The 22,858-nt window shown below is 73.8% G+C and carries 25 protein-coding genes and 1 pseudogene; 19 read left to right on the top strand and 7 right to left on the bottom strand.

The window, feature by feature from the left end:
- From ACFWUZ_RS12905 to ACFWUZ_RS12895, 3 genes are all read left to right on the top strand, one after another.
- Positions 1-480, top strand: a complete 480-nt coding sequence (locus tag ACFWUZ_RS12905) for an SRPBCC family protein (RefSeq protein WP_384371302.1) — start codon at positions 1-3, stop codon at positions 478-480.
- Positions 481-508: 28 nt separating this feature from the next.
- On the top strand, positions 509-841 hold the full coding sequence (locus ACFWUZ_RS12900) for a TcmI family type II polyketide cyclase (protein ID WP_384371368.1): 333 nt from the start codon (positions 509-511) through the stop codon (positions 839-841).
- Between the two features lie 214 nt (positions 842-1,055).
- Positions 1,056-1,688, top strand: a complete 633-nt coding sequence (locus ACFWUZ_RS12895; protein WP_384371366.1) for an NADPH-dependent FMN reductase — start codon at positions 1,056-1,058, stop codon at positions 1,686-1,688.
- A 17-nt stretch (positions 1,689-1,705) separates the two neighbouring features.
- Here the strand turns inward: ACFWUZ_RS12895 and ACFWUZ_RS12890 are convergent, their stop codons facing one another.
- Both ACFWUZ_RS12890 and ACFWUZ_RS12885 read right to left on the bottom strand, forming a co-directional pair.
- A complete protein-coding gene (locus ACFWUZ_RS12890; protein ID WP_384371300.1) occupies positions 1,706-4,048 on the bottom strand; it encodes an ATP-binding protein in 2,343 nt (780 codons plus the stop codon).
- Positions 4,033-4,734 carry a LuxR C-terminal-related transcriptional regulator gene (locus tag ACFWUZ_RS12885; protein WP_384371298.1) on the bottom strand — a complete coding sequence of 234 codons (702 nt, stop codon included), beginning with the start codon at positions 4,732-4,734 and terminating at the stop codon, positions 4,033-4,035. The genes ACFWUZ_RS12890 and ACFWUZ_RS12885 overlap by 16 nt, the downstream gene beginning before the upstream one ends.
- Positions 4,735-4,928: 194 nt before the next feature.
- Here ACFWUZ_RS12885 and ACFWUZ_RS12880 point away from each other — a divergent pair, with 194 nt between their 5' ends.
- The 4 genes from ACFWUZ_RS12880 (at position 4,929) to ACFWUZ_RS12865 (ending at position 8,283) form a co-directional block, all read left to right on the top strand.
- The gene (locus ACFWUZ_RS12880) at positions 4,929-5,312 is read left to right on the top strand and encodes a hypothetical protein (protein WP_384371296.1); all 384 of its coding nucleotides are present in this window, start codon (positions 4,929-4,931) and stop codon (positions 5,310-5,312) included.
- A gap of 66 nt (positions 5,313-5,378) precedes the next feature.
- Positions 5,379-5,666: a hypothetical protein gene (locus tag ACFWUZ_RS12875; RefSeq protein ID WP_384371294.1), complete on the top strand. Its 288-nt coding sequence runs from the start codon at positions 5,379-5,381 to the stop codon at positions 5,664-5,666.
- A gap of 995 nt (positions 5,667-6,661) precedes the next feature.
- The gene (locus tag ACFWUZ_RS12870) at positions 6,662-7,582 is read left to right on the top strand and encodes a MurR/RpiR family transcriptional regulator (RefSeq protein ID WP_384371292.1); all 921 of its coding nucleotides are present in this window, start codon (positions 6,662-6,664) and stop codon (positions 7,580-7,582) included.
- Between the two features lie 314 nt (positions 7,583-7,896).
- The gene (locus tag ACFWUZ_RS12865; protein ID WP_384371364.1) at positions 7,897-8,283 is read left to right on the top strand and encodes a hypothetical protein; all 387 of its coding nucleotides are present in this window, start codon (positions 7,897-7,899) and stop codon (positions 8,281-8,283) included.
- Positions 8,284-8,299: 16 nt separating this feature from the next.
- Here ACFWUZ_RS12865 and ACFWUZ_RS12860 read toward each other — a convergent pair whose 3' ends face one another.
- A complete protein-coding gene (locus ACFWUZ_RS12860; RefSeq protein WP_384371290.1) occupies positions 8,300-8,674 on the bottom strand; it encodes a toxin Doc in 375 nt (124 codons plus the stop codon).
- Between the two features lie 181 nt (positions 8,675-8,855).
- Between ACFWUZ_RS12860 and ACFWUZ_RS12855 the strand changes: the two genes are divergently transcribed.
- The 6 genes from ACFWUZ_RS12855 to ACFWUZ_RS12830 all read left to right on the top strand — a co-directional run bounded on the left by ACFWUZ_RS12855 (position 8,856) and on the right by ACFWUZ_RS12830 (position 12,624).
- Positions 8,856-9,209 carry a MazG-like family protein gene (locus ACFWUZ_RS12855; protein WP_384371288.1) on the top strand — a complete coding sequence of 118 codons (354 nt, stop codon included), beginning with the start codon at positions 8,856-8,858 and terminating at the stop codon, positions 9,207-9,209.
- A 140-nt stretch (positions 9,210-9,349) separates the two neighbouring features.
- A complete protein-coding gene (locus ACFWUZ_RS12850) occupies positions 9,350-9,859 on the top strand; it encodes a hypothetical protein (protein ID WP_384371286.1) in 510 nt (169 codons plus the stop codon).
- A 78-nt stretch (positions 9,860-9,937) separates the two neighbouring features.
- Positions 9,938-10,189 carry a hypothetical protein gene (locus ACFWUZ_RS12845; protein WP_384371284.1) on the top strand — a complete coding sequence of 84 codons (252 nt, stop codon included), beginning with the start codon at positions 9,938-9,940 and terminating at the stop codon, positions 10,187-10,189.
- A 155-nt stretch (positions 10,190-10,344) separates the two neighbouring features.
- Positions 10,345-10,800, top strand: a complete 456-nt coding sequence (locus ACFWUZ_RS12840) for a hypothetical protein (protein ID WP_384371282.1) — start codon at positions 10,345-10,347, stop codon at positions 10,798-10,800.
- 176 nt (positions 10,801-10,976) lie between these two features.
- Entirely contained in the window at positions 10,977-11,777 is an 801-nt protein-coding gene (locus tag ACFWUZ_RS12835; protein WP_384371280.1) for an MBL fold metallo-hydrolase, read from the top strand.
- Positions 11,778-12,384: 607 nt separating this feature from the next.
- The gene (locus ACFWUZ_RS12830) at positions 12,385-12,624 is read left to right on the top strand and encodes a hypothetical protein (protein WP_384371278.1); all 240 of its coding nucleotides are present in this window, start codon (positions 12,385-12,387) and stop codon (positions 12,622-12,624) included.
- Positions 12,625-13,005: 381 nt separating this feature from the next.
- Here the strand turns inward: ACFWUZ_RS12830 and ACFWUZ_RS12825 are convergent, their stop codons facing one another.
- A complete protein-coding gene (locus ACFWUZ_RS12825; RefSeq protein ID WP_384371276.1) occupies positions 13,006-13,695 on the bottom strand; it encodes a TetR/AcrR family transcriptional regulator in 690 nt (229 codons plus the stop codon).
- 127 nt (positions 13,696-13,822) lie between these two features.
- Between ACFWUZ_RS12825 and ACFWUZ_RS12820 the strand changes: the two genes are divergently transcribed.
- The 6 genes from ACFWUZ_RS12820 (at position 13,823) to ACFWUZ_RS12795 (ending at position 21,028) form a co-directional block, all read left to right on the top strand.
- A complete protein-coding gene (locus ACFWUZ_RS12820) occupies positions 13,823-15,517 on the top strand; it encodes an amidohydrolase (protein WP_384371274.1) in 1,695 nt (564 codons plus the stop codon).
- Between the two features lie 61 nt (positions 15,518-15,578).
- Positions 15,579-17,240 (top strand): ABC transporter substrate-binding protein, encoded by a 1,662-nt coding sequence (locus ACFWUZ_RS12815; RefSeq protein ID WP_384371272.1) that lies wholly within the window; start codon positions 15,579-15,581, stop codon positions 17,238-17,240.
- Entirely contained in the window at positions 17,237-18,205 is a 969-nt protein-coding gene (locus ACFWUZ_RS12810; RefSeq protein ID WP_384371270.1) for an ABC transporter permease, read from the top strand. Before ACFWUZ_RS12815 ends, ACFWUZ_RS12810 begins: the two co-directional genes overlap by 4 nt.
- Positions 18,202-19,116, top strand: coding sequence for an ABC transporter permease (locus ACFWUZ_RS12805; RefSeq protein ID WP_384371268.1), 915 nt, complete (start codon positions 18,202-18,204; stop codon positions 19,114-19,116). The genes ACFWUZ_RS12810 and ACFWUZ_RS12805 overlap by 4 nt, the downstream gene beginning before the upstream one ends.
- The gene (locus ACFWUZ_RS12800; protein ID WP_384371266.1) at positions 19,113-20,156 is read left to right on the top strand and encodes an ABC transporter ATP-binding protein; all 1,044 of its coding nucleotides are present in this window, start codon (positions 19,113-19,115) and stop codon (positions 20,154-20,156) included. The genes ACFWUZ_RS12805 and ACFWUZ_RS12800 overlap by 4 nt, the downstream gene beginning before the upstream one ends.
- On the top strand, positions 20,153-21,028 hold the full coding sequence (locus ACFWUZ_RS12795; RefSeq protein ID WP_384371264.1) for an ATP-binding cassette domain-containing protein: 876 nt from the start codon (positions 20,153-20,155) through the stop codon (positions 21,026-21,028). Before ACFWUZ_RS12800 ends, ACFWUZ_RS12795 begins: the two co-directional genes overlap by 4 nt.
- An 83-nt stretch (positions 21,029-21,111) precedes the next feature.
- Here ACFWUZ_RS12795 and ACFWUZ_RS12790 read toward each other — a convergent pair.
- The 3 genes and pseudogenes from ACFWUZ_RS12790 to ACFWUZ_RS12780 all read right to left on the bottom strand — a co-directional run.
- Positions 21,112-21,171: pseudogene (locus tag ACFWUZ_RS12790) on the bottom strand (hypothetical protein); the annotation flags it as partial.
- A 563-nt stretch (positions 21,172-21,734) separates the two neighbouring features.
- Positions 21,735-22,046, bottom strand: a complete 312-nt coding sequence (locus ACFWUZ_RS12785) for an NIPSNAP family protein (RefSeq protein WP_384371262.1) — start codon at positions 22,044-22,046, stop codon at positions 21,735-21,737.
- Positions 22,047-22,053: 7 nt separating this feature from the next.
- Positions 22,054-22,698: a hypothetical protein gene (locus tag ACFWUZ_RS12780; protein ID WP_384371260.1), complete on the bottom strand. Its 645-nt coding sequence runs from the start codon at positions 22,696-22,698 to the stop codon at positions 22,054-22,056.
- Between the last annotated feature and the right edge of the window lie 160 nt (positions 22,699-22,858).

The raw sequence follows: 22,858 nt of genomic DNA, 5'->3' as shown, positions 1-22,858 counted from the left end.
ATGGCCGGCCACACCGAGAACGAGATCACCGTCAACGCACCCGTGGACGTCGTGTGGGAGATGACCAACGACCTCCCGAGCTGGCCGCAGCTGTTCAGCGAGTACGCCTCGCTGGAGATCCTGGAGCAGAAGGGGGACACGACCAGGTTCCGCCTGACGATGCACCCCGACGAGAACGGCAAGGTGTGGAGCTGGGTCTCCGAGCGGACCGTCGACCGCAAGGGCCTCACGGTCCGCGCCCGGCGCGTGGAGACCGGCCCCTTCGCGCACATGGACATCCACTGGGAGTACTTCAAGGTGCCCGGCGGAACCCGGATGAAGTGGACGCAGGACTTCGCGATGAAGCCCGACGCCCCGGTCGACGACGCCTGGATGACCGACAACATCAACCGCAACTCCCCGATCCAGATGGCGCTCATCCGGGACAAGATCGAACAGCGCGAGCGCGAGAGCCGCACCCCCGCCGTCAGCCGCATCTGAAACGAAGGCGAGCACCCGGATGTCCCCCATGCACCGCGCCCTCATCGTCGCCCGGATGGCACCGGACGCGGCACCGCACATCGCCGACCTGTTCGCCGCCTCGGACGCGGGCGAACTCCCGCACCTGGTCGGCGTCACCCGCCGCAGCCTGTTCCAGTTCGGCGACGTGTACCTCCACCTCATCGACTCGGACCGGCCGCCCGGACCCGCCATCGCGCAGGTCACCGAACACCCGGAGTTCCGTGACCTCAGCGACCGCCTCACCGCCTACATCAGCCCGCACGACCCCGACACGTGGCGCAGCCCGAAGGACGCGATGGCGAACGAGTTCTACCGCTGGGAGCGCCCCGGCAAGAGGTGACCCGAGCGGCCCGGCCGGGACCCGCACACCGCGTGTGCGGGTCCCGCCGCGTGCGCGACCCGGCACACCCGCGCCACGGCCGGCCCGTGACCCGCCCGCGTGCTCGACCCCCGGAGCAGGAGCAGGAGACACAGTGACCTCCAACGCACACGAGTACGACCGTTTCCCGGCGGATCCCGCCTGTCCGCACGACGGCGAGCACGCCCGTTCCGCACTGCGCGTGCTCGTCCTGTCCGGCTCCTCCCGCACCGGCTCGGTCAACGCCCGGCTGGCCGCCCTCGTCGCGGGCCTGGTGACCCGGGCCGGCGCGACCGCGGACCCCGCGACGCTCGGCGACTTCCCCATGCCCCCGTACGACGGGGACGCCGAGGCCGACGGGGGAATGCCGCAGGGAGCGCTCGCGCTGCGCGAGCGGATCGAGGCGGCCCAGGCCCTGGTCATCGCCTCGCCCGAGTACAACGCCTCCGTCCCCGGCGTGGTCAAGAACGCCATCGACTGGGTCTCGCGCTTCCGCCCCCAGCCGTTCAAGGACCAGCAGACCCTGCTGGTCTCCGCGTCCCCGTCCCTGGTGGGCGGCAACCGCGGACTGTGGGCCCTGCGCGTCCCGCTGGAACACCTCGGCGCCCGGGTCTACCCCGACATGTTCAGCCTCGCCATGGCCCACCAGGCCTTCACCGAGGACGGGGCGCTCCTCGACGCCGGACTCGCCGAACGGCTGGGCGCGACGATCGACTCCTTCCTCGACCTCGCCGAGGCGGACACCCGCTACCTGTGCCTGCAGCGCCGCTGGTACGAGTTCCTCGGCGACCGAACCGACGCCCCGGTGACCACGCGCGCCGAGGGCTGACCCCGGAGCCCGGCGGATCACGTCGCGGCCGGGACCGCCCGCCCCGGGAGGTCGACCTCCGCCCAGGTCAGCTCGGCCGAATCCGCCACCTCCGCCCGTTCGCCCGCCAGCACCCCGCGCAGGGCGGCCGCCCGGCCGGGATCGCCCGGGGTGGCGAGCAGGCTCACCCCCGCGTGCCGGGCGCCGTACTGGATGCTCAGCACCAGCTCGTCCGGCACCCGTTGCCCCTCCAGCGCGGCGGTCAGCATCCCCCGCACCAGGTCCGGCCGGACGCCGCCCCCCGCATCCGCCGCGTCGTCCTCCTGCGCGTACGCGTGGACGCTCACCCGGCACCCGGCCCCGCGCGCCGTGTCGATCAGCGCGCGCAGCGGCCGGTCGAGCACGCCCGACAGGTGCAGCTCGTCCCGGAGCGACTGCCCGAGCCTGCCCGCCCGCCCCCGCACCTCGGCGAGGTCACCGGCTGCGCCGGAGGCCAGCGTCCGCAGGAACGGCAGCACCAGCTCGTCCAGGTCGGCCAGTTGCCTGCCGTGCTGCGCCCTGCGGGCCCGCGCCGCGGACTCGGCGGCCACGACGGCCGTACGGGTGGCCTCCGCGTCCAGGACGGCGCCGCCCAGGCGGGTCACCGTACGGCCGATCACGGCGCCCATGACCACCCCCATCAGCGGGGCGACCAGCGCCGGCAGCGCCGTCACCACCGCAGCCAGGGCCGTCGTCCCCTCCGGCGGCCGCGAGGCCGTCAGCACGACGATGCCGGCCTCCTCGCAGGCCAGCGCCAGCAGCACCTCCCACCGCGGACGCACGGTCACCAGCAGGGTCAGCAGCGGGGTCACCGCGCCCACCGGCCACGAGGTGTAGTCCGTGATCCCCTCGGCGGGCATCACCAGCAGGCTGCTGACCGATCCGCAGACGGCGAACGCCGACCACCCCAGGGCGGCCCGCCCGCCGACCCCCCGGTCCGCCCGGGCCAGCAGCAGCCCCGTCGCCGCCGCGAGCAGCCCGTACCAGGGCAGGTACCAGACCATGCCCGGGGTACGCGGCGCGTGGACGGCCGCCACCCACCCCATGACGGCCACGAACGGCAGGCAGACCGCCGCCAGCGGCCGCCGGACGTCCCCGATCGCGGCCCTGATGGTCTCGGCCTGTCCCCGCGGGCGGCCCGGCCCGCCGGGCGCACGGAGCGGCGACGCCCGCCGCCAGCGCAGGCGCACGGTGGTGCCCCGGCCCGGCGCGCTGATCACCTCGGCGGACCCGCCGACGTCCGCCATGCACTGGCGCACCGACCGGCGCAGCCCGAGGGAGGCGGGGCGCACCCGGTCCGGGGCGAAGCCGACGCCGTCGTCCGAAACCGTCAGGGTCACGCCGTCCGCGTCGCCGCGCAGCTCCACCCGCACCCGCGTGGCGTCGGCGTACAGACCCGCGTTGCGCAGCGCCTCCGCCGCGGCCCGTACGCACGCCTCGCCCACGTCGCGGGGGAGGACCACGCCCCCGGGCGGCAGATCGGCCGTCACGCGCGGACCGGCGCCGCCGCCCGCCGAGGCCACCGCCGCCGCGACGACCGCGGCGACGGTGGCCTCGCCGAGCCGGGCCGCCAGATTCACCGGGGCATCCGCCTCGGCTTCCGCCGGACCGGAGGTCAGCCCCGCCACCGCGCGCGCGGCCTGGGACCGCTGCTCCTCGGCCGGGACGCCCGGGCGGGCCGCCGCCCGCAGCGCGGCGCCGACGTCGTCGTGGAGCAGCCGCTGGAACTCCCGGTGCGCGCCGCGCTCGGCCCGGGCCCGCGCGGCCGCCGCGACGGCGTCCAGCTCGTCCCGCACCGCGTCGTCGGCCCGGAGCCCCGCGGCGCGCAGCACCGGCGCCAGCGCGGCCGCCGCCATCGCGGAGGCCACGGCGGGCCACACCCCCTCCAGCGCCCCGGACACCCCGTCACCGCGCACGCCCGCCGCCACCTGCGCGGCGAGTACCAGCAGCGCGGTGACCCAGCGGGCCCGGCCCCCGAGGAAGCCCACGGCGAGCAGCACCGCGGACACGGTCGGCATGCACCGCAGGCCGACCGAGAGCACCTCCGGCCGCTCCACCGCGTACGCCGCGTGCACCGCCAGCGCGACGGCCGCGGCCGCCGGGACGTCGGTCCTGCCGGAGATCGCCGTACGCCGGCCCCTGGCCGCCGTGGCGGCGAGCAGGGCGGCGAACAGGGCTGCGGAGCACAGGGTCAGCGGGTACCGCGTACCGGTGGAGGCGGCCAGCGAGACCGTCACCACCGACCACACCGCCGCGAAGAGCACCGCCAGCCCGGCGAACGACCGCTGGAGCGCGCACTCCACCCCGAAGCGGTAGGTCCCTCGCCTCACCGGTCGGGCCACGCGTCGGGGGCGACCTCGATGTGTCCGTCGACGACCGACCTCCACACCAGTTCGGTGTTGTCGGCGAGTTGGCGGCCGTCCGGGCGGGAGAAGGCTTCGATGGCCCGTTTGCGGTGGGTGTTGACCGTGCCGGTGCTCATGAACAGGCGTCCGGCGATCTGCGGGACCTTCATGCCGCGCGCGAGCAGGTTCAGCACCGCGAGCTGTTTCCCGCTGAGCCGGACCCGGCCCCGCGGATCGTTGACGATCTGGTGCGCCAGCCGCCCGGACACGTACGACTCGCCCGCGTGGGCCGCGCGCACCGCTTCCAGGAGCTCCGTCTCGGGATCCTCCTTGAGGACCAGGCCCAGGGCTCCGGCCTCGATGCCCCTGCGGACGACCACCGGCCGGTGCTCCCGGGTGAACAGCAGGACGCGCGCGCCCACTTCGCGCAGCCGCAGGACGTTCTCCTCCACCTGGCTGCCGTCGCCCAGCTCGATGTCGAGCAGGACGACCGACGGGGCCGTGGTCACCGAGGCGAGGAGGGACGGGACGTCCACCTCCAGCCCCACCCACTCGATGTCCGGAGCCAGTTCGGCCAGACAGCTGCGCAGCCCCCACCGCACCACCGGGTGGTCGTCCACGGCCGCGAGCCGGACCGGCTCCGCCGCATCCTCCGCACCGGTTCGTTCGTATCCGGTCGTCATCCGTCCCCCTCGCTGTGCCGCGCGTGACTCCGCTCCCAGAACTACCACCGCCGGAGGCGCCCTGTCTGTCCCGTACTCCGGGGACAGACAGGAAGGGGGCCGCGGTCCGAGCATCGAGGGGCGGACGCACCCCGGACCGGGGGCCGGGAGGGCGTCGGCGGACCGTGGCCTGACAGCGAGACCGAGGAGTTCCCATGAGTACGTTCACCAAGCGCATCGGCAGTTTCGAGTCTCCGCACTCCGTGGACGACACGCTGAAGATCGTCTTCAGCGGCGTCTCCGAGCAGTTGAGCGACCCCGTCTTCGAAGTGACGGAACCCGGCCTGGCCGCGGCCGTCTACCTGAGCCGGCTGGACCGCAGCGGTCTGACGGTGACGGCCGGCAACAGGATCGACACCTACTTCCGCTTCTACGTGGACCTGACCCCCACGAACGGCGGCTGCACCGGCGAGGTGTACCTCGACCGGCGCATGGGCCAGATCCGCAGGTGGATGGGGAACGCCATCGGGCTCGCGGGCGGTCTGCGGCTCGGCTTCGCGCAGTGCAGCGTCCGCACGCGCGGCTGGAAGACCGCCTGAGGAGCGGGCAGCCGGACACGGACGCGAAGACGGCATGGACACGGACACGGAGCGGAGGCGGCGGGAGTGAGTCAGATGAAGTGCCGGCACGGCGAGACGCTGGAGAAGTGCTGCGAGCGGGGGTGCAGCCGGTGCACGGCCGGCTACCGGTGCCCCCGCCACGGCAAGGAGTGGGCCTACAAGACCGGCGGCGACCTGTTCTCGGGCGGCCGCTCGGGCAGCGGTGCGAAGTGCCGCAAGGACGGCAAGGCCGTCGTCAACTGTCCGCCCTGCCGGGGGCAGAGCGGCAAGACCTGCAGCGCCTGCGGGGGCACCGGACAGACCTGTCCGACCCACGGCCGCTACTGGAACTGACGCACTGACGCACTGACGCACTGCGCACTGACGACTGCGGCAGCGAACCAGGGGTGACATCCCCGGTCGGGGCGGTGGAGCCGGTCTTCCGGCGCCACCGCCCTCGGCGGTTGCGGCGTCCGGCGGTCGTGCCCGGTGCGCGGGGAACCCGTACGCCCGACGAGCCGCCGCTTCACCGCAGCGGTGATCCGTTTCCCGACGCCGCACGGCGCCGGGCACCCGGGCCCCGCCGCGCGCACGGGCCGTGCACCTCCTCGAACCTCCGGTGGCGTACCGCTGCAACGAGCACATCAGCGCTGCCGTCCCCAGGGCGCCGGCTGCCAGGGCCGGGGAGACCGGACGGTGGCCGGTCCGGCACGGGACCGATTCCGCTCCCGTGGCCCTCGGGCTCGCCCTGCTCGCCGAGGCCGGCAGGGCGGAGGACATCCGATGATCCGGACCATCGGCCTCCTGGCCCACGCCTTCGGTCCCCTGGCGGTCCGGGCCGCCCGCCGCGCAACGTCGAGGCACTGCTCCGGCTCACGGAGCGGGTGACGGCCCGGGGCCGGTCCCTGTGATCGGGCACGGTGTGGAGGCCCGCTTCCGCCACGTCGAAGCCGGGGCCGACGGCCGAGCGCTCCTCCGCTGCGGCCTCCGTCGCCCGGTACCTGGGCAAGGAGAAGCCCGCCTGGTCCGACGACCCCACGCCCACGGCGCGTTGGGCCGCGCCGCGCTGCACGGGTCCGCGCGGTCGACCGGGGCGAGGGAAGGGCGTGCGGCCGGGGACTGGCGGTTGAGGTGGCGCGCGGACTCCGCGGCACCGGAACTCGATCTGCGGGGCTTCCGCGGCGACGGGCCGGGCGCAGGGGAGTGACGCCCGCCGGAAGCATGTGCCTGCGCAGACACCCCCCGGCCGGTCCCGGTCACGCCCCGTGCGTCGCCGGGGCCGGCCGGTTCGCCGAACACGGGGCGTGAGCTATGTTTGAACACGAGTGACATGAGAAGGAGGCCCTCCGGTGTCATCGGGCCAGCAGGCACGCGCACAGGCGGCCGCGATCACGCCGAGCGGCCAGCCGTCGCCGGAGCAGGGGCGCGCCCCCGCCGACCGGCTCCTCGCACTCTTCGACGGCCGCAGGCTGTCCCCGGGGCAGCGCCGGATCGCGCAGTACCTGATCGACCACCTCACCGAGGCCGCCTTCCTCTCCATCACGGAGCTGGCCGAGCGGGTGGGCGTCAGCCAGCCGTCCGTGACCCGCTTCGCGGTCTCCCTCGGCTTCAGCGGCTATCCGGCCCTGCGGGAGATGCTCCAGCCGATCGCGCTGAGCGCGGTGGCCGGGTCCCCCGACAGCCGCGACCAGATCCGCCGCAACGAGCTGCAGGCCGCCGTCGACGTCGAGATCGAGAACCTGGAGAACGTCCGACGGCTGCTCGCCGACACCAACCAGGTGCTGGACCTCGGCCGCGAGCTGGCCCGCTCGGTGCCGCTGACCGTCCTCGGCCTGCGGATCTCGGTCTCGCTGGCGGAGTACTTCGCGTACGCGGCCCGGCGCATCCACCCGGACGTGCGGCTGGTGACCCGCGGCGGCAGCGTCGCCTTCGACGCGCTGCTCCAGTCCAGGGCCGCCGGCGGGACGTGGGTCCTGGCCTTCGCCATGCCGCGGCACGCCAAGGAGACCCTGGCGGCGGTCCGGGCCGCCCGCAGCACGGGGCTGCGCGTCGTGCTCATCACGGATCCGACCCTGGGGCCGCTGGTGGACGAGGCGGACGTGGCGCTGACCGCGGGGACCGGATCGCGGCTGGTCTTCGACTCGTACGCGGCCCCCGGGATGCTGTCAGCCGCACTACTTCAAGCCATGGCCGATGCCGATCCCGAGCGGACACAGTCGCGGCTCGAAGGGTACGAGCAGGTCGCTGACCAGCACGGCTTCTTCCTGTAGGCAAACTTTCAGTCGCGTCGGGGGGAATATATTCAGGCCACCGGGTGCATGAAATTTTTCATGCGCTTGCTTACTCGACGGTATATATGTTTACTGGCGGCGGCGCTCCGGATCCACCAGATGCCAAGGAGGGCGACCCCACGTCCTCCTAGAACAGACACGCAACGTGATGCTCCTCCTCACGTCACGGCTGCGGGTCGAGTCAGGCCTTCGGATCCCGCTGAGCGCCCATGGCGGCCCCGGTCAACCCCTGGGCCGGGGCCGCCCCCCGCACCATCTCGGTCAGAGTTCGACACCACTCGGAAGTGACGAGAATGCCCCAGACGGCCACCATCACACGCAGCCCCGACTGGCCCATGCAGGTCAAGGCCCCCGGGACCCACGACTGGGAACGCTCGGCGACGCGCTGGCTGCGGGACCTGCTTCCGGCCCGTTACGGCAGCTATCTGACCCTGACCCGCCATCACGCACTCCTCGCCCGGCACGTACAGCTCCAGTTGCAGCACGAGATGCGCGCGGTACGGGTGGCCCTCCAGACCAGCAGGGCCGAACTGCCCACCCTCGGAATGGCCGAGTCCGTCATAGAGAACACCATCCGGATGTACGCCGTGGAGCTCGAACAGCTCAGCAGGCTCGCCCGGGGCGCGCGGCTCGTCTCCGATGCCCTCCTGGTGAACACCCCCGCCGCCCGCAGGCGCTGACGGGGGAGTGCCCTCCCTACGCCGGCTGCCAGGAGCGCAGCCGGTCCGCCACGTCGTAGACGGTCAGGCGCAGCGCCCGGATGTCGGTGACGAGGTCGCGCCAGTGCTCGTACGGGGCCTCGACGGCCCCGCCGGACGCCTCGATGTACGCGACCGCCACCCCGTAGGCGAAGTACTCGTTGTGGGCGGGGAGCGGGCGCAGGAGGACGATCGCCTCCAGGAGGGCGGCCGCCCGCCAGCAGGCGTCAGGAGCGCCCACCGTGAGGCTGGGGGTGTTCACCCGGTGCCGGGCCACGGCGGCGGCCAGCGCCGAGTGGTCGGCGACCTGCACGTCCTTGAACAGGGCTTCCTGCCGCTCCAGTAGCCAGCGGTGGTCGATGAGCAGTTCCACGCGCCTCACGCCGCCCGGGAATCGGTGTGCCCGGAGCCGGCCCCGCGCGCGCAAGTGAAGGTGTCAGCCATGCCCCGAGTATGGTGCTGCCCGGCCCGGCGGGGAGGGAGTGGCTCGGATCCGTCCCGCTCCAGGACCGTCCGGTACATCAGTTCGCGACAACAGGAAGGCACCCCTGGCCGTGACCTCCGCATGGGACACCGTCATCGCACTCGCCGCCCGCTTCGACGCCGCCGACGCAGAACGGGGCATTCCGTCGCAGGAGAGCCACATCCTCCAAGTCCTGAAGATCGGGGAGGAGTTCGGGGAGGCCGCCCAGGCCGTGATCGGGGCGAGGGGGACCAACCCGCGCAAGGGGCACTCCCACAGCTGGGAGGACGTCCACGACGAGGTCTGCGACGTCGCCATCACCGCCCTGGTCGCCCTCGCCCGGATGCGCCCCGACGCGCAGGCGTACTTCGCCGGGCAGCTGGAGCTCAAGGCGGGGAAGTTCCTGCCCGCGCCGAGGGGAGCGGACCCCGGCCCGGGGCGCTGACGCGGGAGCGGGCGGCGGGGACGTCCGGAGCGGGCGGCAGGCCCGTGACTTCGGCATTTACCTACCGCAAGGGTGTTCCGTAGCGGAGCCTTCGCCTCCTACGGTCGGTGCGGCAGCACAGTTCCGGATCAGGAGGCAGCGTGACGCGGGAGATCGACATCGACCAGCTGGTGGCGGCGATGAAGACGGTGGACGAGGCGGGCCGGCTCTTCGAGGAGGCCCTGAGGGTGTACGAGGCCCGCGGCCCCAAGCGCACCGGTGACGACTTCAAGGTGGCGGGCGGCAGTGTCCAGACGCTCCAGGGTGCGGAGGAGATGGCCCGAGGGGCCCGGAAGTTCCTCACGGACCTCGCACTGATCGTCGGGCACGCCGCCGCAGGGCTCGAGGAGCGGGTGAGCGGCAGACTCGCGACGGCCCGGTCCGGATTCACCGGCATCAGCGGCGGCGGGTCGCGGATGGCCCGCCCACTGCTCGACCCGACCGTGCGGGGGCTCCGGCTGCTGCTGACGGTCGACCTCTTCGGGCCCGAGTTCAAGGCGGAGATGGAGGAGGTCGTGCGGGCGGAGAAGGCGACGTACCCGGATCCCTCGATGTTCCGGGTGCCGGGCGCCACCGGGTCCGCGGTGGCCGCCGCCGGCCGCACTCCCTGAGGGTGTGACGGGCCCTGCCCGGCCTCGGCGGCCGCGGCCCGGGGTGCAGGGCCCGCCCGCCGGGGCGAGGCTGGTGGTATGCACCATGCCCCGGTCGTCGTGCACCGGATCTTCCCGTCGGGAGGCCGGCAGGTGACGCTGCGCACCGGGAGCGGTGCGGAGTCCCTCGGGCTGGCCCACTCCGACGAGGACGTCATCGAGTTCCTGCGGCGGGCCGGACTGCCCGACCCCGACGAAGTGGTCCTGGGCGACGTCGTGCAGCTGCTCGAGTGGGAGTCCGACGAACCCCACGTCTACGCCCTGGACCCGCCGACCGCCGACCTCCCCTGACGCCCCGCCGAGGCGGTGGCGTCCTGCCGTCCCGCCCCGTGGAGGAGCGGTGAACCGCGCCTCGCACAGGACCCGTACCCCCCTTCCGGCGCAGGAGGCGGCAGGCGTTAAAGTCACCTGTCTGTTCGATTGTGACCGTGCTGTGGGGGAGCTGGATGAGTGCGCAACTGCGGGAAACCGCCGACGCATTGGCCGGGATGCTGTGGCGGGAGCACACCGTGTACCGCGACCGGTCCGGCGTGGTCGTCATCCGGGGGGAGCACGTCCAGCGGTGGATCAGCCTGTCCACCGGCGCGGGCCGCGACGAGGTCCTGCTGCGCGCCGGGCGGATCCTGGAGGGCGGTACGACCGCCCCCGCCCGCTCGGAGGCGGTCGCCGGCCTCTCCGCGGGGACCGGCGAGCTCGCCGCGGCCTGCCGCCGCCTGCTGGCGGAGGTGGCAGCCGCCCCGCCCGCCCCGACGCGGGCCGGCGGCCGGCGGCGGTCCCGGACCGGCCGGATGAGGCGCGGCGGGAGCCCGGTGCGGCACACCGGCTTCCGCTCGTGGTTGCTCGTGGTCGGCGCGGTCGGGATCGTCGTGGTCTGCTCCGCCGGTGCGGGCGTCCTCCGGTAGCCGGAGCCCCGGGGCCGCGCGGGGCGGCCGGCGGCGCGCGGTACCCGCCGTATCCGCACCTCTGCGGACCGGGCCGGGTGGGCTCGGCGCTCCCTGGCGGCTCCCGCGCGCGTACGCAACCCTGCGGCGCCAAGATGGAGGGAGAGCCCGTTCGCCGCCGGGCCGTGGAGATCGTCATGAGCACGCACAAGGTAGGTTCCGACGCCACCGTTCTCGCCGACTGCCTGGAGGTGCCGGGCATCGGGTTCGTCCCGGTGAACGCCTTCGTCCTGCACGCCGAACAGCCGGTGGTCGTCGACACCGGTCTCGGACTGCCCGACCGGGACTTCCTCAACAGGCTGGGCTCCGTGATCGACCCCGAAGACGTGCGGTGGATCTGGCTGACGCACCCCGACCGCGACCATACGGGCGGCCTCTTCGCGCTGCTCGACGCAGCGCCCGAGGCGCGTGTGGTCACGACGTTCCTGGCGGCCGGGGTCATGTCCACCGAGCATCCACTGCCCATGGACCGCGTGTACTTCCTCAACCCCGGCCAGTCCCTGGACGTGGGCGACCGCACGCTCCACGCCTTCCGGCCGCCGCTGTACGACAACCCGGCCACGGTCGGGTTCTACGACGACCGTTCCCGCACCTGCTTCAGCTCCGACTGCTTCGGCGGGCCCATGCCCAGCGCCGACGTCGCCATGTGCCCGGACGTCGGGGTGGTGCACGCGGGCGAGCTGCGGGGCGCACAGCGGCTGTGGGCGAGCGTGGACAGCCCGTGGGTCCAGCTGGTGGATTCGGACCGGTTCCTCGCCACGGTGGAGCCGCTGCGGACCATGGACCCGGACACGATCCTCTCCACCCACCTGCCCCCGGCCCCGGGTCAGGCCGCACGGTTCCTCGACACCCTGGCCACCGTGCCGGGCATCAGCCCCTTCACGGGACCGGACCAGGAGGCACTCCAGACGATGCTCGCCGGCTTCGAGCCGGCCTAGGCCTGGACGTTCGCCCCGTATGCAGGCCCGCGGCCGGCGGTCCAGGCCGTGGGCCGTTTCGCGTGCGCGGATCTCGTGCAGCCCCGGGGTGAGTTCCGCCTCGTCCAGCCGCCGGAACCCGCAGCGCCCGGCCGATCCCGCGGTGCGCGCTGTCCGGGTGCACCGACACCTGCTCCGCGTGGAGCCCCGTCGACCCGGTCGGGATCGGACAGCCGACCGGGGTACCGGAGCCGTCGACCGCGGCCCACGCCGGCCCGGCCTGCTGGTGGCCGGCGAGTTCACCGGCCGGGAGCGGCTCGTCGTCGGCGATCTCCGGCATCCCGATGTCCCGGAAGCACCGCCCGGCAGCCCGCGAGGTGTCCTGGGGGCGGGGCAACTCGTCGGGGTGCACGGCTCGGATCTGCAGGGACCCATGACGGGAGGAGACGGAAGGACATCTTCTGGGTTGCCGTCCCACCTGGGGTGAGCTGCGATGATGCGGTCAGGGACCCGGCGACCCACCCTTCGGCCTGGCCCGGCCCGCGCGCCTCACGACCGCGGTGCGCGCCGGCCGGCGGGAGGACGTCTGCGAGGCGCTCGCCGCCCTGCGCCGCGGATTCGGGGAGGAGTGCGGCGACGCCCGGGGGAGAACGCGGTGTGCGCCGCGGACGCGGACGACCGGAGCGCCGCGGAACTGCTCGCCGCGGAGTCGGAGGGCTTCGCGGAACTCGCCTCCTGCTCCCGCGAGAACGGCGCCGTGCACAGGGTGGCGTCGGCAACGCGCACTTCCTGCACGCCGGAGCCCGGGCACGGCACGAGCGCCTGGAACTGCCCGGGGCCGCGGCCGGATCCGGGGACCCCGTACTGATCGGCTCGGACGGAGGCGGAATCCCGTAAGCGGTCGCCGTGGACGGTGCCGTGTGGCGGTCCCGCAGCGCCGGCGAGGCAGCGGAGTCCGACCGGATCGCCGGAATCCCCGCCGGGTTCCTCGAGCTCCTGCGGCGCTCGGTCCACCGTTTCGACGGGACGGGCCTGCCCGGCTTCGTGCAGTCCGGCCGGCGCAGCGCCGGCTGCGGGGCTCGAAGGAGCCCCGCAGCCGTGTGTCACTTCGCTGACCGACAGCTACAACGAGCGGCGCCCGGCCCGGTCACGGCCCGCCGGAGAGCAGTTTCGGCCCGCCGCCCCGCTCTGCCGGCGCGTGACCTCCCCCGACCCGTACGGGCCCGCGGGCGCCGCGGGCGCCCGCGGATCACCCGAGCTCCCCGGCCCTCCGCTCGATCGCGGTGATCAGCGCTTCGACCCGGGCCAGGAAGATCTGCTCGTCCGTCACCTCGGCCAGCTCGGTGCTCAGCCGGGTGATGTTCGGGAACCCCTGGGCGTCGACCAGGCGGTACTCGCGGCTCCACGAGGACTCGTCGGCCTCCCGGACGTCCGGGTCGAACAGCAGGTAGGCGGCGCGCTGGCCGACGAAGGCCAGGAGCGAGTCCCCGACCATCCGGTAGTGGACGGCCGCCTCGGCCCCCTCGAGCCCGGCCTCCATGACGGCGCCGAGGATGAGCTCGACGACCCGGAACTCGTTGGGCCTCCTCGTGGTCCGGCTGGCCATGGTCGAGCCGACCACGGGGTACTTGAGCGCGACCTCCAGGGATCCCGCGGCCAGTGCCCGCAGCCGGTCCTTCCAGTCCAAGCCCTCGGGGATGCTGTCGAGCACCTCGCCGAGGGTGCGGTCGGCGACGGACAGCAGCAGCTCGTCCTTGTCGCGGAAGTGCCGGTAGATCGCCGTGGGGTCGGCGCCCAGCTCCTCGCCGAGGCGCCGGACGGTGAAGGCGTCCTCGCTGCCGCGGGCCGCGATGCGCAGGCTCGCCTCGATGATCGCATCGGGTGTGAGCTGGCTGCCCGAGCGCTTGGACCGGGCGGGTGTGTCGGATGACTTCGGCATGGTGCCGTCAGTGTATCGATGGGGACCGGAGTTCGCGCAACACCGTTGACAACGATGTTGCGCTCCCGTTCACTCCTCCTCAACAACACGCCGTGCGGGTCCGCCCGCCGAGCCGGAGGATGCGTCGATGGCCAACCACAGTCAGCGGGCCGGGCAGCGGGCCGACACCGTCTTCGTCGGAGGGAAGGTCTTCACCGCCACCGCCGACGCCCCCGTCGAGGCCGCCGTCGCCGTGGGGGGCGGCCGGATCCTCGCCGTCGGCGAGGAGAGCGAGGTCCGCTCGCTCGCGGACGGCGCCACCGAGGTCGTGGACCTGGCGGGCGGCCTGCTCGTCCCCGGCTTCCAGGACGCCCACGTCCACCCGGTGGTGGCCGGCGTGCAGATGCTCAGCTGCGACCTCAGCGGACAGCACACCGTCGAGGGTTACCTGGCCGTACTGGCCCGGTACGCAGAGGACCACCCCCAGGCCGCCTGGATCCGGGGCGGAGGCTGGTCGATGGACGTGTTCCCCGGGGGTACGCCCACCCGCGCCGTCCTCGACGCGGTCGTCCCGGACCGGCCCGTCATGCTCACCAACCGCGACGGCCACGGGGCCTGGGTCAACACCCGCGCCCTGGAGATCGCCGGCCTCGACCGCAGCACCCCCGATCCCGTGGACGGCAGGATCGAGCGGGAACCCGACGGGTCTCCCGCGGGCACCCTCCAGGAGGGCGCCATGGACCTCGTGGCCCGTCACGTCCCCCTGCCCACCGAGGACGAGGCCTACGCCGGACTCCTCGCCGCCCAGGAGCACCTGCTCTCCCTCGGCGTGACGAGCTGGCAGGACGCCATGGTCGGCGCCTTCCCCGGTCACCCCGACAACTTCGGCGTCTACCTGCGGGCCGCCCGCGAAGGCTCCCTGCGCGTACGGGTCGTCGGCGCCCTGTGGTGGGACCGGGAACGCGGCCTGGAACAGATCCCCGAACTGGAGGAGCGCCGCCGCACCGGCCGGGCGGGCCGCTTCCGGGCCACCAGCGTCAAGATCATGCAGGACGGCATCGCCGAGAACTTCACCGCCGCCATGCTCGCCCCCTACCTCGACGGCTGCGGCTGCCCCACCCACAACACCGGCCTCAGCTTCATCGACCCGGAGCTGCTCACCGAGGCGGTGCGCCTCCTGGACCGGGCGGGCTTCCAGGTCCACTTCCACGCCCTGGGCGACCGCGCCGTCCGCGAGGTCCTGGACGCCCTGGCCGCGGCCCGCGAAGCCAACGGGCCCAACGACAACCGCCACCACCTCGCACACCTGCAGCTCGTCCACCCCGACGACATCGGGCGTTTCGCCGCCCTGGGGGCGGCCGCGAACATCCAGGCCCTGTGGGCCGCGCACGAACCGCAGATGGACGAGCTGACGATCCCCTTCCTCGGCCCCGAACGCGCCGCCCTCCAGTACCCGTTCGGAGACCTGCGCCGCGCCGGCACCCGGCTCGTCGCCGGCAGCGACTGGTCCGTGAGCAGCCCCGACCCGCTCAGCGGCATCCACGTCGCCGTCAACCGGGTCGTGCCCGACGAGACGCCCTCGGACCACGCCGCCCGGCCGCCCGCCGCACCGTTCTTCCCGGAGCAGGCACTGACCCTGGCCGAGGCCCTGACCGCGTACACGGCGGGCAGCGCCTGGGTGAACCACCTCGACGAGGTCACCGGAACCGTCGAGGCGGGCAAGTACGCGGACCTCGTCGTCCTGGACCGGGACCCCTTCGCCCACCCCGGCGAGGAGATCGCCCGGACCCGGGTGAGCCGGACCTACGTCGACGGCGAACTCGTCTTCGCCGCACAGCACTGAACCTCCCGACCGACCCTCCCGCAGCTCCTCCCACCCCGCTCACCCCTCACGGAGGCAGACGATGCCCTCAGCCCGATCGAGCGCGCCACGCCCCGCACGGCTGCGCCAGGCCGTAGCGGCCGCCCTCGCCGCGGCCACGGTGCTCATCACGAGCGCGTGCAGCGGCACCGCCCGCCAGGCCGACGACGCGGCCCCCCACCGGCTGACCGACAGGACCCCGGCTGCCGCGGGCGACCTGGACTCCTTCACCTGGTCCGTCTTCGCAGAACCGACCACCATCGACTACGCCCACGCCTTCGACTATCCGCCCAACCAGATCCTCGCCAACGTCTGCGAGAGCCTGCTGCGCTGGAACCCCGACCTGACGACCTCGCCGAACCTCGCGGCCTCGTACGCCAACCCGACCCCCACCACCTGGGTCTACCAGATCCGGCCCGGCGTGCGCTTCCACGACGGCACGGCCCTGACCGCCGACGACGTGGTCGCCTCCCTGCGCCGCAACCTCGACCCCGCGACGGCCGGCGTCTGGGCGTACCCCTTCCGGAACGTGACGTCGGTCGACCGGACCGGGCCCATGGAAGTCACCGTCACCCTGGCCCGGCCCGACTCCCTGTTCAACCAGTACCTCGCCGCGAGCCCCGGCACCGTGGAGTCCGCCGCCACCCTCGCCGCGGCGGGCAAGGACTACGGCAATCCGCAGACCGGGGTGAACTGCACCGGCCCGTTCTCCTTCTCCTCCTGGACCTCCGGACAGTCCCTCACCCTCACGCGCTTCGACGACTACTGGAACCCCGACCTCAAGGCGAAGTCACGGCAGGCGAAGTTCGTCTTCCTCGCCGACCCGACCACCCGCGTCAACGCCTTCCAGAGCGGGGAGGTCGACGGCGGCTGGATGGTCCCGCCCAGCGCGTACGGGCAACTGGGCTCCAGCCGGGCCGGAACCCTCTACTTCGGCCGGAACACCACCGTCGCCGACGAGGTGGTCAGCAATCTGAAGGGCCCGCTGGGAGACGCCCGCGTACGCCGCGCCCTGCTCATGGCCATCGACCGCGAGGGCATCGTCGCGGCGGGCGCCGGCGGGGTCGGGGACGTCGCCCGGTCGCTGGTCACCGACAACCTGTGGAGCACGGCGCCCGCCGCGGCCCGCGAGGGCGTCCTCAAGGAGCTGCCGGACTACCCGTACGACCCGGCGAAGGCCAAGGCGCTCGCCGCCGAGGCCGGCGTCTCCGGACAGAAGATCGTCATCGCGACCAGCCCGCTCGACTCCCAGACGACCATCATCACCCAGGCCGTCGCCCAGGCGGCCACCGCGATCGGGCTGAAGCCGCAGATCGACAGCGTCTCCGCGGAGAAGTACACGGCCCTGTTCACCGACCCGGCCGCCCGCGAGGGAGTCGACCTCTTCCTCACCTTCTGGTACACCTCGGTCACCGACCCGCTGGACATGTACGGTTCGCTCCGGACCGGCTCTTCCAGCAACTACGGCGGCTGGTCCGACCCCGCCTTCGACGCCGCCGTCGACCGCGCCGTGGCCGCGCAGGAACCGGGCCAGCACGCGGCGGCCAACGCCGAGGCCCAGCGGATCGCCATGCGGGAACTGCCCTGGCTGCCCCTGTACACGCAGCCCGTGAGCGTCTTCCTCGGCAAACGGATCACCGGGGTCCAGCCCTCCATCGCCTACCTGTACTACCCCTGGGCGGCCGAGATCGGAGCCAAGGGATGAGCGTCGCGGCCGCTCTGGCCCGGCGCGTGCTCCGCCGGCTGGCCGGGATGGCGGCGACGCTGCTGGTGACCTCGTTCCTGGTGTTCTCCTCGCTCCACCTCGCCCCGGGCGACCCCGCCGCCTTCCTCGTCCGGGGCCGCAGCCCGAGCGCGGAGCAACTCGCCGCGATCCGACAGCAGTACGGCTTCGACGAACCGTTCCTGCTGCGGTACCGGAACTGGCTCGAAGGCGTCCTGCACGGCGACTTCGGCCGCTCCCACCTCTTCCACCAGGACGTCGCCACCGTCATCTGGTCCCGCCTGCCCACCTCCCTCCTCCTCGTCGGGGTCTCCGCCCTGATGATCGCCGTCGTGGGCATCGGGGCCGGAACGGTCGGAGCGCTGCGCAAGGGCACCCGGACCGACCGCACCCTGATGCTGCTGGTGACGGTGGGCGCCGCCGCACCCGCCTTCGCCGTCGCCCTGCTGCTCCGGTCCGTCCTGGGGGTCCGGCTCGGCTGGTTCCCCACGATCGGCAACGGCAGCGGGGTCCTCGACAGCCTCCACCACGTCGTCCTGCCCGCCGCGGCGCTGTCCGTGACCTTCACGGCCCTGGTGACCCGGGTGACCCGCTCGGCCATGCTCGACGAACTGCGGCGCGAACACGTCGAAGTCGCCCTCAGCCGGGGAACGCCCCGGCGTACCGTCATCCGGCGGCACGTGCTGCGCAACGCCCTCGGGCCGATCGTGACGGTCTCCGCGCTCCTCGTCTCGGGGATGCTCGTGAGCACCGCCATCGTGGAGACCGCCTTCGGCATGTCGGGTGTCGGGTCCCTCCTCGTCCAGTCCGTGGACCAGCTGGACTTCCAGGTCGTCCAGGCCGTCGTGCTGCTGGTCGTGGCCGCGTTCGTCGTGGTCAACGCCCTCGTCGACCTCCTGCACCCGCTGATCGACCCGCGCGTGGCGGCAGGGGGGAGCGCCCGATGACCACCCGGCCCCCGACCTCCCCCGCCACCCCGCCCGCCGCCCCGGCCGCGGCGCCGCCCAAGGGCCTCGCGCACGGTCCGCTCACCCGGCTCCGGGCCCTGGGCGGCAGCCCGCTCCAGCGGATCTGCCTGCTCCTGCTCCTCACCTTCCTGCTGGTCGCGCTGCTGGCGCCCTGGCTCGCCCCGCAGGACCCGACCTTCGGACGCCTCGGCGACAGCCTCCTGGGACCGGGCGCCGGCCACTGGCTCGGCACCGACCAGGGCGGCCACGACACCTTGTCGGCCCTCATCGTCGGCACCCGGACCAGCCTGGCGGGACCGCTCGCCGTCGTGCTGTCCTCCACCCTCCTCGGCACCGCCGCAGGCCTGTACGCCGCATGGCGGGGAGGCTGGATCGACACCGCCCTCGGCAGGGTGCTGGACGTCCTGTTCGCCTTCCCCGCCCTCCTCCTCGCCATCCTCGCGGTCGCCCTCTTCGGCAAGGGGACGACGGCTCCGGTGCTCGCCATGGCGCTCGCCTACATGCCGTACACCGCACGCCTCGTCCGGGACCTCGCCCTGCGCGAGAAGGCCAGGCCCTACATCGCCGCCTACCAGGTGCAGGGACACTCCGCCCTGTTCGTCACGGTGCGCAGGATGCTCCCCCACCTCGCACCCACCCTGCTCGCCCAGTCCACGGTCAACTTCGGTTACGCCCTGCTCGACCTCGCCGCCCTGTCCTTCCTGGGACTCGGCGTCCAGCCGCCGACCCCCGACTGGGGAGCCATGATCAACCAGGGGCAGGCGGCCGTACTCCAGGGGCAGCCGCTCTCCGCGGTGGTGCCGGCCGTCGCGGTGGTCCTGGTGGTCGTCGCCTTCAACGTCGTCGGGGAGAACCTCGGCGACCGGCTCGCGGGAAGGGACCCCCGATGACACTCCTCGCGTACGAGGCCCTGAGCATCACCCTGCCCGCGACGGCCCGGCCGGTCCTGGACGGCATCGACCTGACCGTCGAGGAGGGGGAGATCGTCGCCCTGGTCGGCGAGTCCGGATCCGGCAAGTCCGTCACCGCCCGCGCCGCCCTCGGACTCTTCCCCGCGGGCTGCCGGACCTCCGGCCGGGTCCGCGTCGACGGCACCGACCTCGTCGGCGCCGATGCCGCGCACCTGCGCGCCGTACGCACCGCCACAGCGGCGATGGTCTACCAGGACCCGCGGGCCGCCATCAACCCGGTACGCCGCGTGGGGGACTTCCTCACCGAGTCCCTGCGCCAGGTGCACGGCTGGCCGAAGGACCGTGCGGACACCAGGGCGGCCGAACTCCTCGCCGCGGTCGGCCTGCCGGACCCCGTCCGGCACCTGAACCAGTACCCGCACGAACTCTCCGGCGGCATGCTCCAGCGCGTCGTGATCGCCGCCGCCCTCACCACCGGACCCCGGCTGCTGCTGTGCGACGAACCGACCACCGCGCTCGACGTCAGCACCCAGGCCGAGATCCTGGCCCTCCTGGGCGGGCTGCGCCGCGAACGCGGCCTCGGCATGCTCCTCATCACCCACGACATCGAGCTGGCCGCCGCCGTGAGCGACCGGATCCACGTGATGTACGCGGGCCGCATCGTCGAGACCGCTCCCGTGGCGGACCTCTTCGCCTCACCCCGGCACCCCTACACCGCGGGACTGCTCGGCTCCTCCCCGCCGCTGACGGGCCCCGACGGGCCGCCGGCCCGCCTCGTACCCGTCCCCGGCTCGCCGATGGGCCTGCTGGAGTCCGCACCCGGCTGCGCCTTCGCACCGCGCTGCCGGTTCGTCCGGCCCGGCCGCTGCGACCAGTCCCCGCCGGCGCTCCAGCGGCAGGGCCCGGGCCTGGTCGCCTGCCACCGCGCCGGGGAACTCGCGGGCCCGGCCACCGGGCCGGGCCCCGGCCCGGCCCGGGCTCACGCCCCTGCCGTCCCGCTGTACAAGGAGGACAGTTGACCGCCGACCCCACCCGCGCGCTCCTCGAGGTGAGCGGCCTGCGCAAGACCTACCGGACCCGGCGGACGGAGGTCGTCGCGGTCGACGGCCTCTCCTTCGCCCTGCGGGCGGGAGGAGCCCTCGGCATCGTGGGGGAGTCCGGCTCAGGGAAGACCACCACGGCCCGGATGCTGATCGGTCTGGAACGGCCGGACGCGGGCCGCATCCTCGTACGGGGAGAGCCCCTGGCCGCCACGGTGCGCGGCAGGGCGGCCCGCCTCGCCCGCGCCAAGGCGGTCCAGATCGTCTTCCAGGACCCCTACCTCTCCCTGGACGCCCGGATCCCCGTCGGGGCGACCGTCGACGGCGTGCTCCGGCTCCACGGCGCCCACGACCGCGCGGCACGCGCCCGCCGGGTCACGGAACTGCTGGGCCAGGTCGGCCTCGGCGCCCGCGAGGCGGCCGCACTGCCCCGCGCGCTCTCCGGCGGGCAGCGCCAACGCGTCGCGATCGCCCGGGCGCTGGCCGTGGAACCCGCCGTCCTGGTGCTCGACGAGGCCGTGTCCGCGCTGGACGTGTCGGTGCAGGCGCAGGTCCTCAACCTGCTCGCCGACATCCGCCGCGACACGGGCATCGGGCTGGTATTCGTCAGCCACGACCTCGCCGTCGTCCGGTACGTCTGCGACGAGGCCCTGGTCATGTACCGGGGCCGGACGATGGAACACCGCCCCGTCGGCGAGCTCCTCGCCTCCCCCCGGCACCCCTACACCCGGTTGCTCCTCGCGTCCGTCCCCCGGCCCGGCTGGGACCCCGACTCGATCAGCAGGCAGCGCCGGAGCCTGGACCCGGCGGGTGCCGGCCCCGCGAAGGGAGGCGCCGCGGACGGGACCTGAGACGCGTCAGCCGATACGTCCGGCCTGCCGGCCTCGTGTGCGATCAGCGCGGCCTCCACCCGGTTGCGTACTCCGAGCCTCCCGAGGACCGTGCTGACGTGCGCCGTCACGGTGCCCTCCGCCAGCTGGAGGCGCACCCCCATTCCCGGCAGTGGAGAGCCCGGTCCCCAGCGGGTCGAGGACATCGCGTTCCCGCCCGGTTAGCCCCGGGGATGCTCGGCCGCGAGGGCGAGCGCGACGAGGGCGCAGCCGGGGGCGGGCCACGGACGGCGGAGGGCGTGCGGAGACAAACGGACTCCCCGGAGGAGGTGCCGCGTAGCGGGAGGAGAGCGGCTTTCGGCTCTCCATCATGCTGGCGAAACGGGCGAAAACGAACATGACCGGCGAGGAGTGCTCCTCCGTCACCTTGATGAACAGGACGCGTGGTGACCTTGACCGATGGCCGAGTCGGTCCGTGCTGCGGGCCGCGGTGGCGGGGGTGGGAGCCGCGGCCCTGGCGGGGACCGGGGCGGGCGGGGCCGCGGCAGAGGAACGCCGTGGGGACGGAGCGGTCACCGTCGTACTCGTGCACCAAGGCCCGGTCAACCGAACGCCGGTTCGGCCTCCCCGCGGCGCCCCCCGGGGCCCGGCCCCGTTCGCCGACGAACTGGAGCGGGTCGCACGCCTCTGCCGCTGACGACAGGGGTGGCGTGCACCGCCAACCGGCTCAGGGGGTGTCCTCCAGGGGCCGGAGGAAGCGGCGCTCGTACCGCTTGATGCAGCGGGTGCTGCGGGCCAGTTCGAAGGCTTCCTGGCACTCCGGATCGGACATGCTGTCCGTGCGGTACTGCTCGTAGGCGGCGAACCCGGGGAAGGAGAAGAGGGCGTAGGCGATGTCGCTGTCGCCCTCGCTGGGCAGGAAGTAGCCGTGGTGGGTCCCGCCGAAACGGTTCACCAGCCGGACCCAACGGCGGCCGTACTCCTCGAAGTCCGCGAGCTTGTCGACGTCGATCTCGTACTTCAGATGAATGGTGATCACTGGCCCATCATGCCGCGCCCCGTGCCCGTCGTGCCCGGCGCCGCCGCAGCAGCAGCCCGACGGCCGCCCCGGTCAGGGCGGTGGCCGCCACTCCTGCCGTCGTCCACCCCACGGACCGGCCCGCCGGCGTCCCGGCGCCCTGCTGCTGCGCGTCGGCCTCCGCCTCCGCGTCGGGCGTGGGGTTCTCCTGGGCGGCGGACGCCGCCGCGGAGGGTATGACGGGAGCCGGCGCCGCGGAGGCGGTCGCTGCCGCCGACGCGCTCGGCGCCGGGTCGACCACCGGTACGCCGACCTCGAGCTCGCCGTGCCCGAGGGCCGGGAACCCGACGTCGACGGACACCTTCCACGAACCGGGCGGCAGCGCCTCGGCCGTGGTCCAGCCCGCGGGCGGTGCGGACGGATCGCGGACCAGCCGCCAGGGCCCCAGGGAGCGGGTGCCGTCGCCGCTGACCGCGTTCACGGTGGCGGCGACCGCCTCGTCGACGGGGTCCCCGTCGTTCTCCCAGGTGATGTCGGCGGTGACGCGGCCGTCCCGCTGCCCCGTGACCACCACCTTCACGGTGTCTCCGTGGGCGTGGGCCGCGGAGGGGAGCAGGAACATGAGGCCGAGGGCGGTCAGGACGGCTGCCGGGAAAGCGGTTCTTGTGCGCATCGTCGCGGTCCTCCGGTGGGATGAGGGGTGGAGGGCGGACGGCCGCGTGGGGAACGCGGCCGTCCGCCGGAGTGGATCACGCGTCAGGACGCCGGAGCCGGGCAGACGTCCGGGCCGGCCGGGATGGTGTGGCCCGGTCCGGACGCCCGGGCCGTCCGGG

This window comes from Streptomyces sp. NPDC058646, assembly GCF_042716875.1.
Taxonomy (GTDB): domain Bacteria; phylum Actinomycetota; class Actinomycetes; order Streptomycetales; family Streptomycetaceae; genus Streptomyces.
Note: the sequence above shows the minus strand (reverse complement) of the source record. Positions and strands in the feature narration are given on the sequence as shown.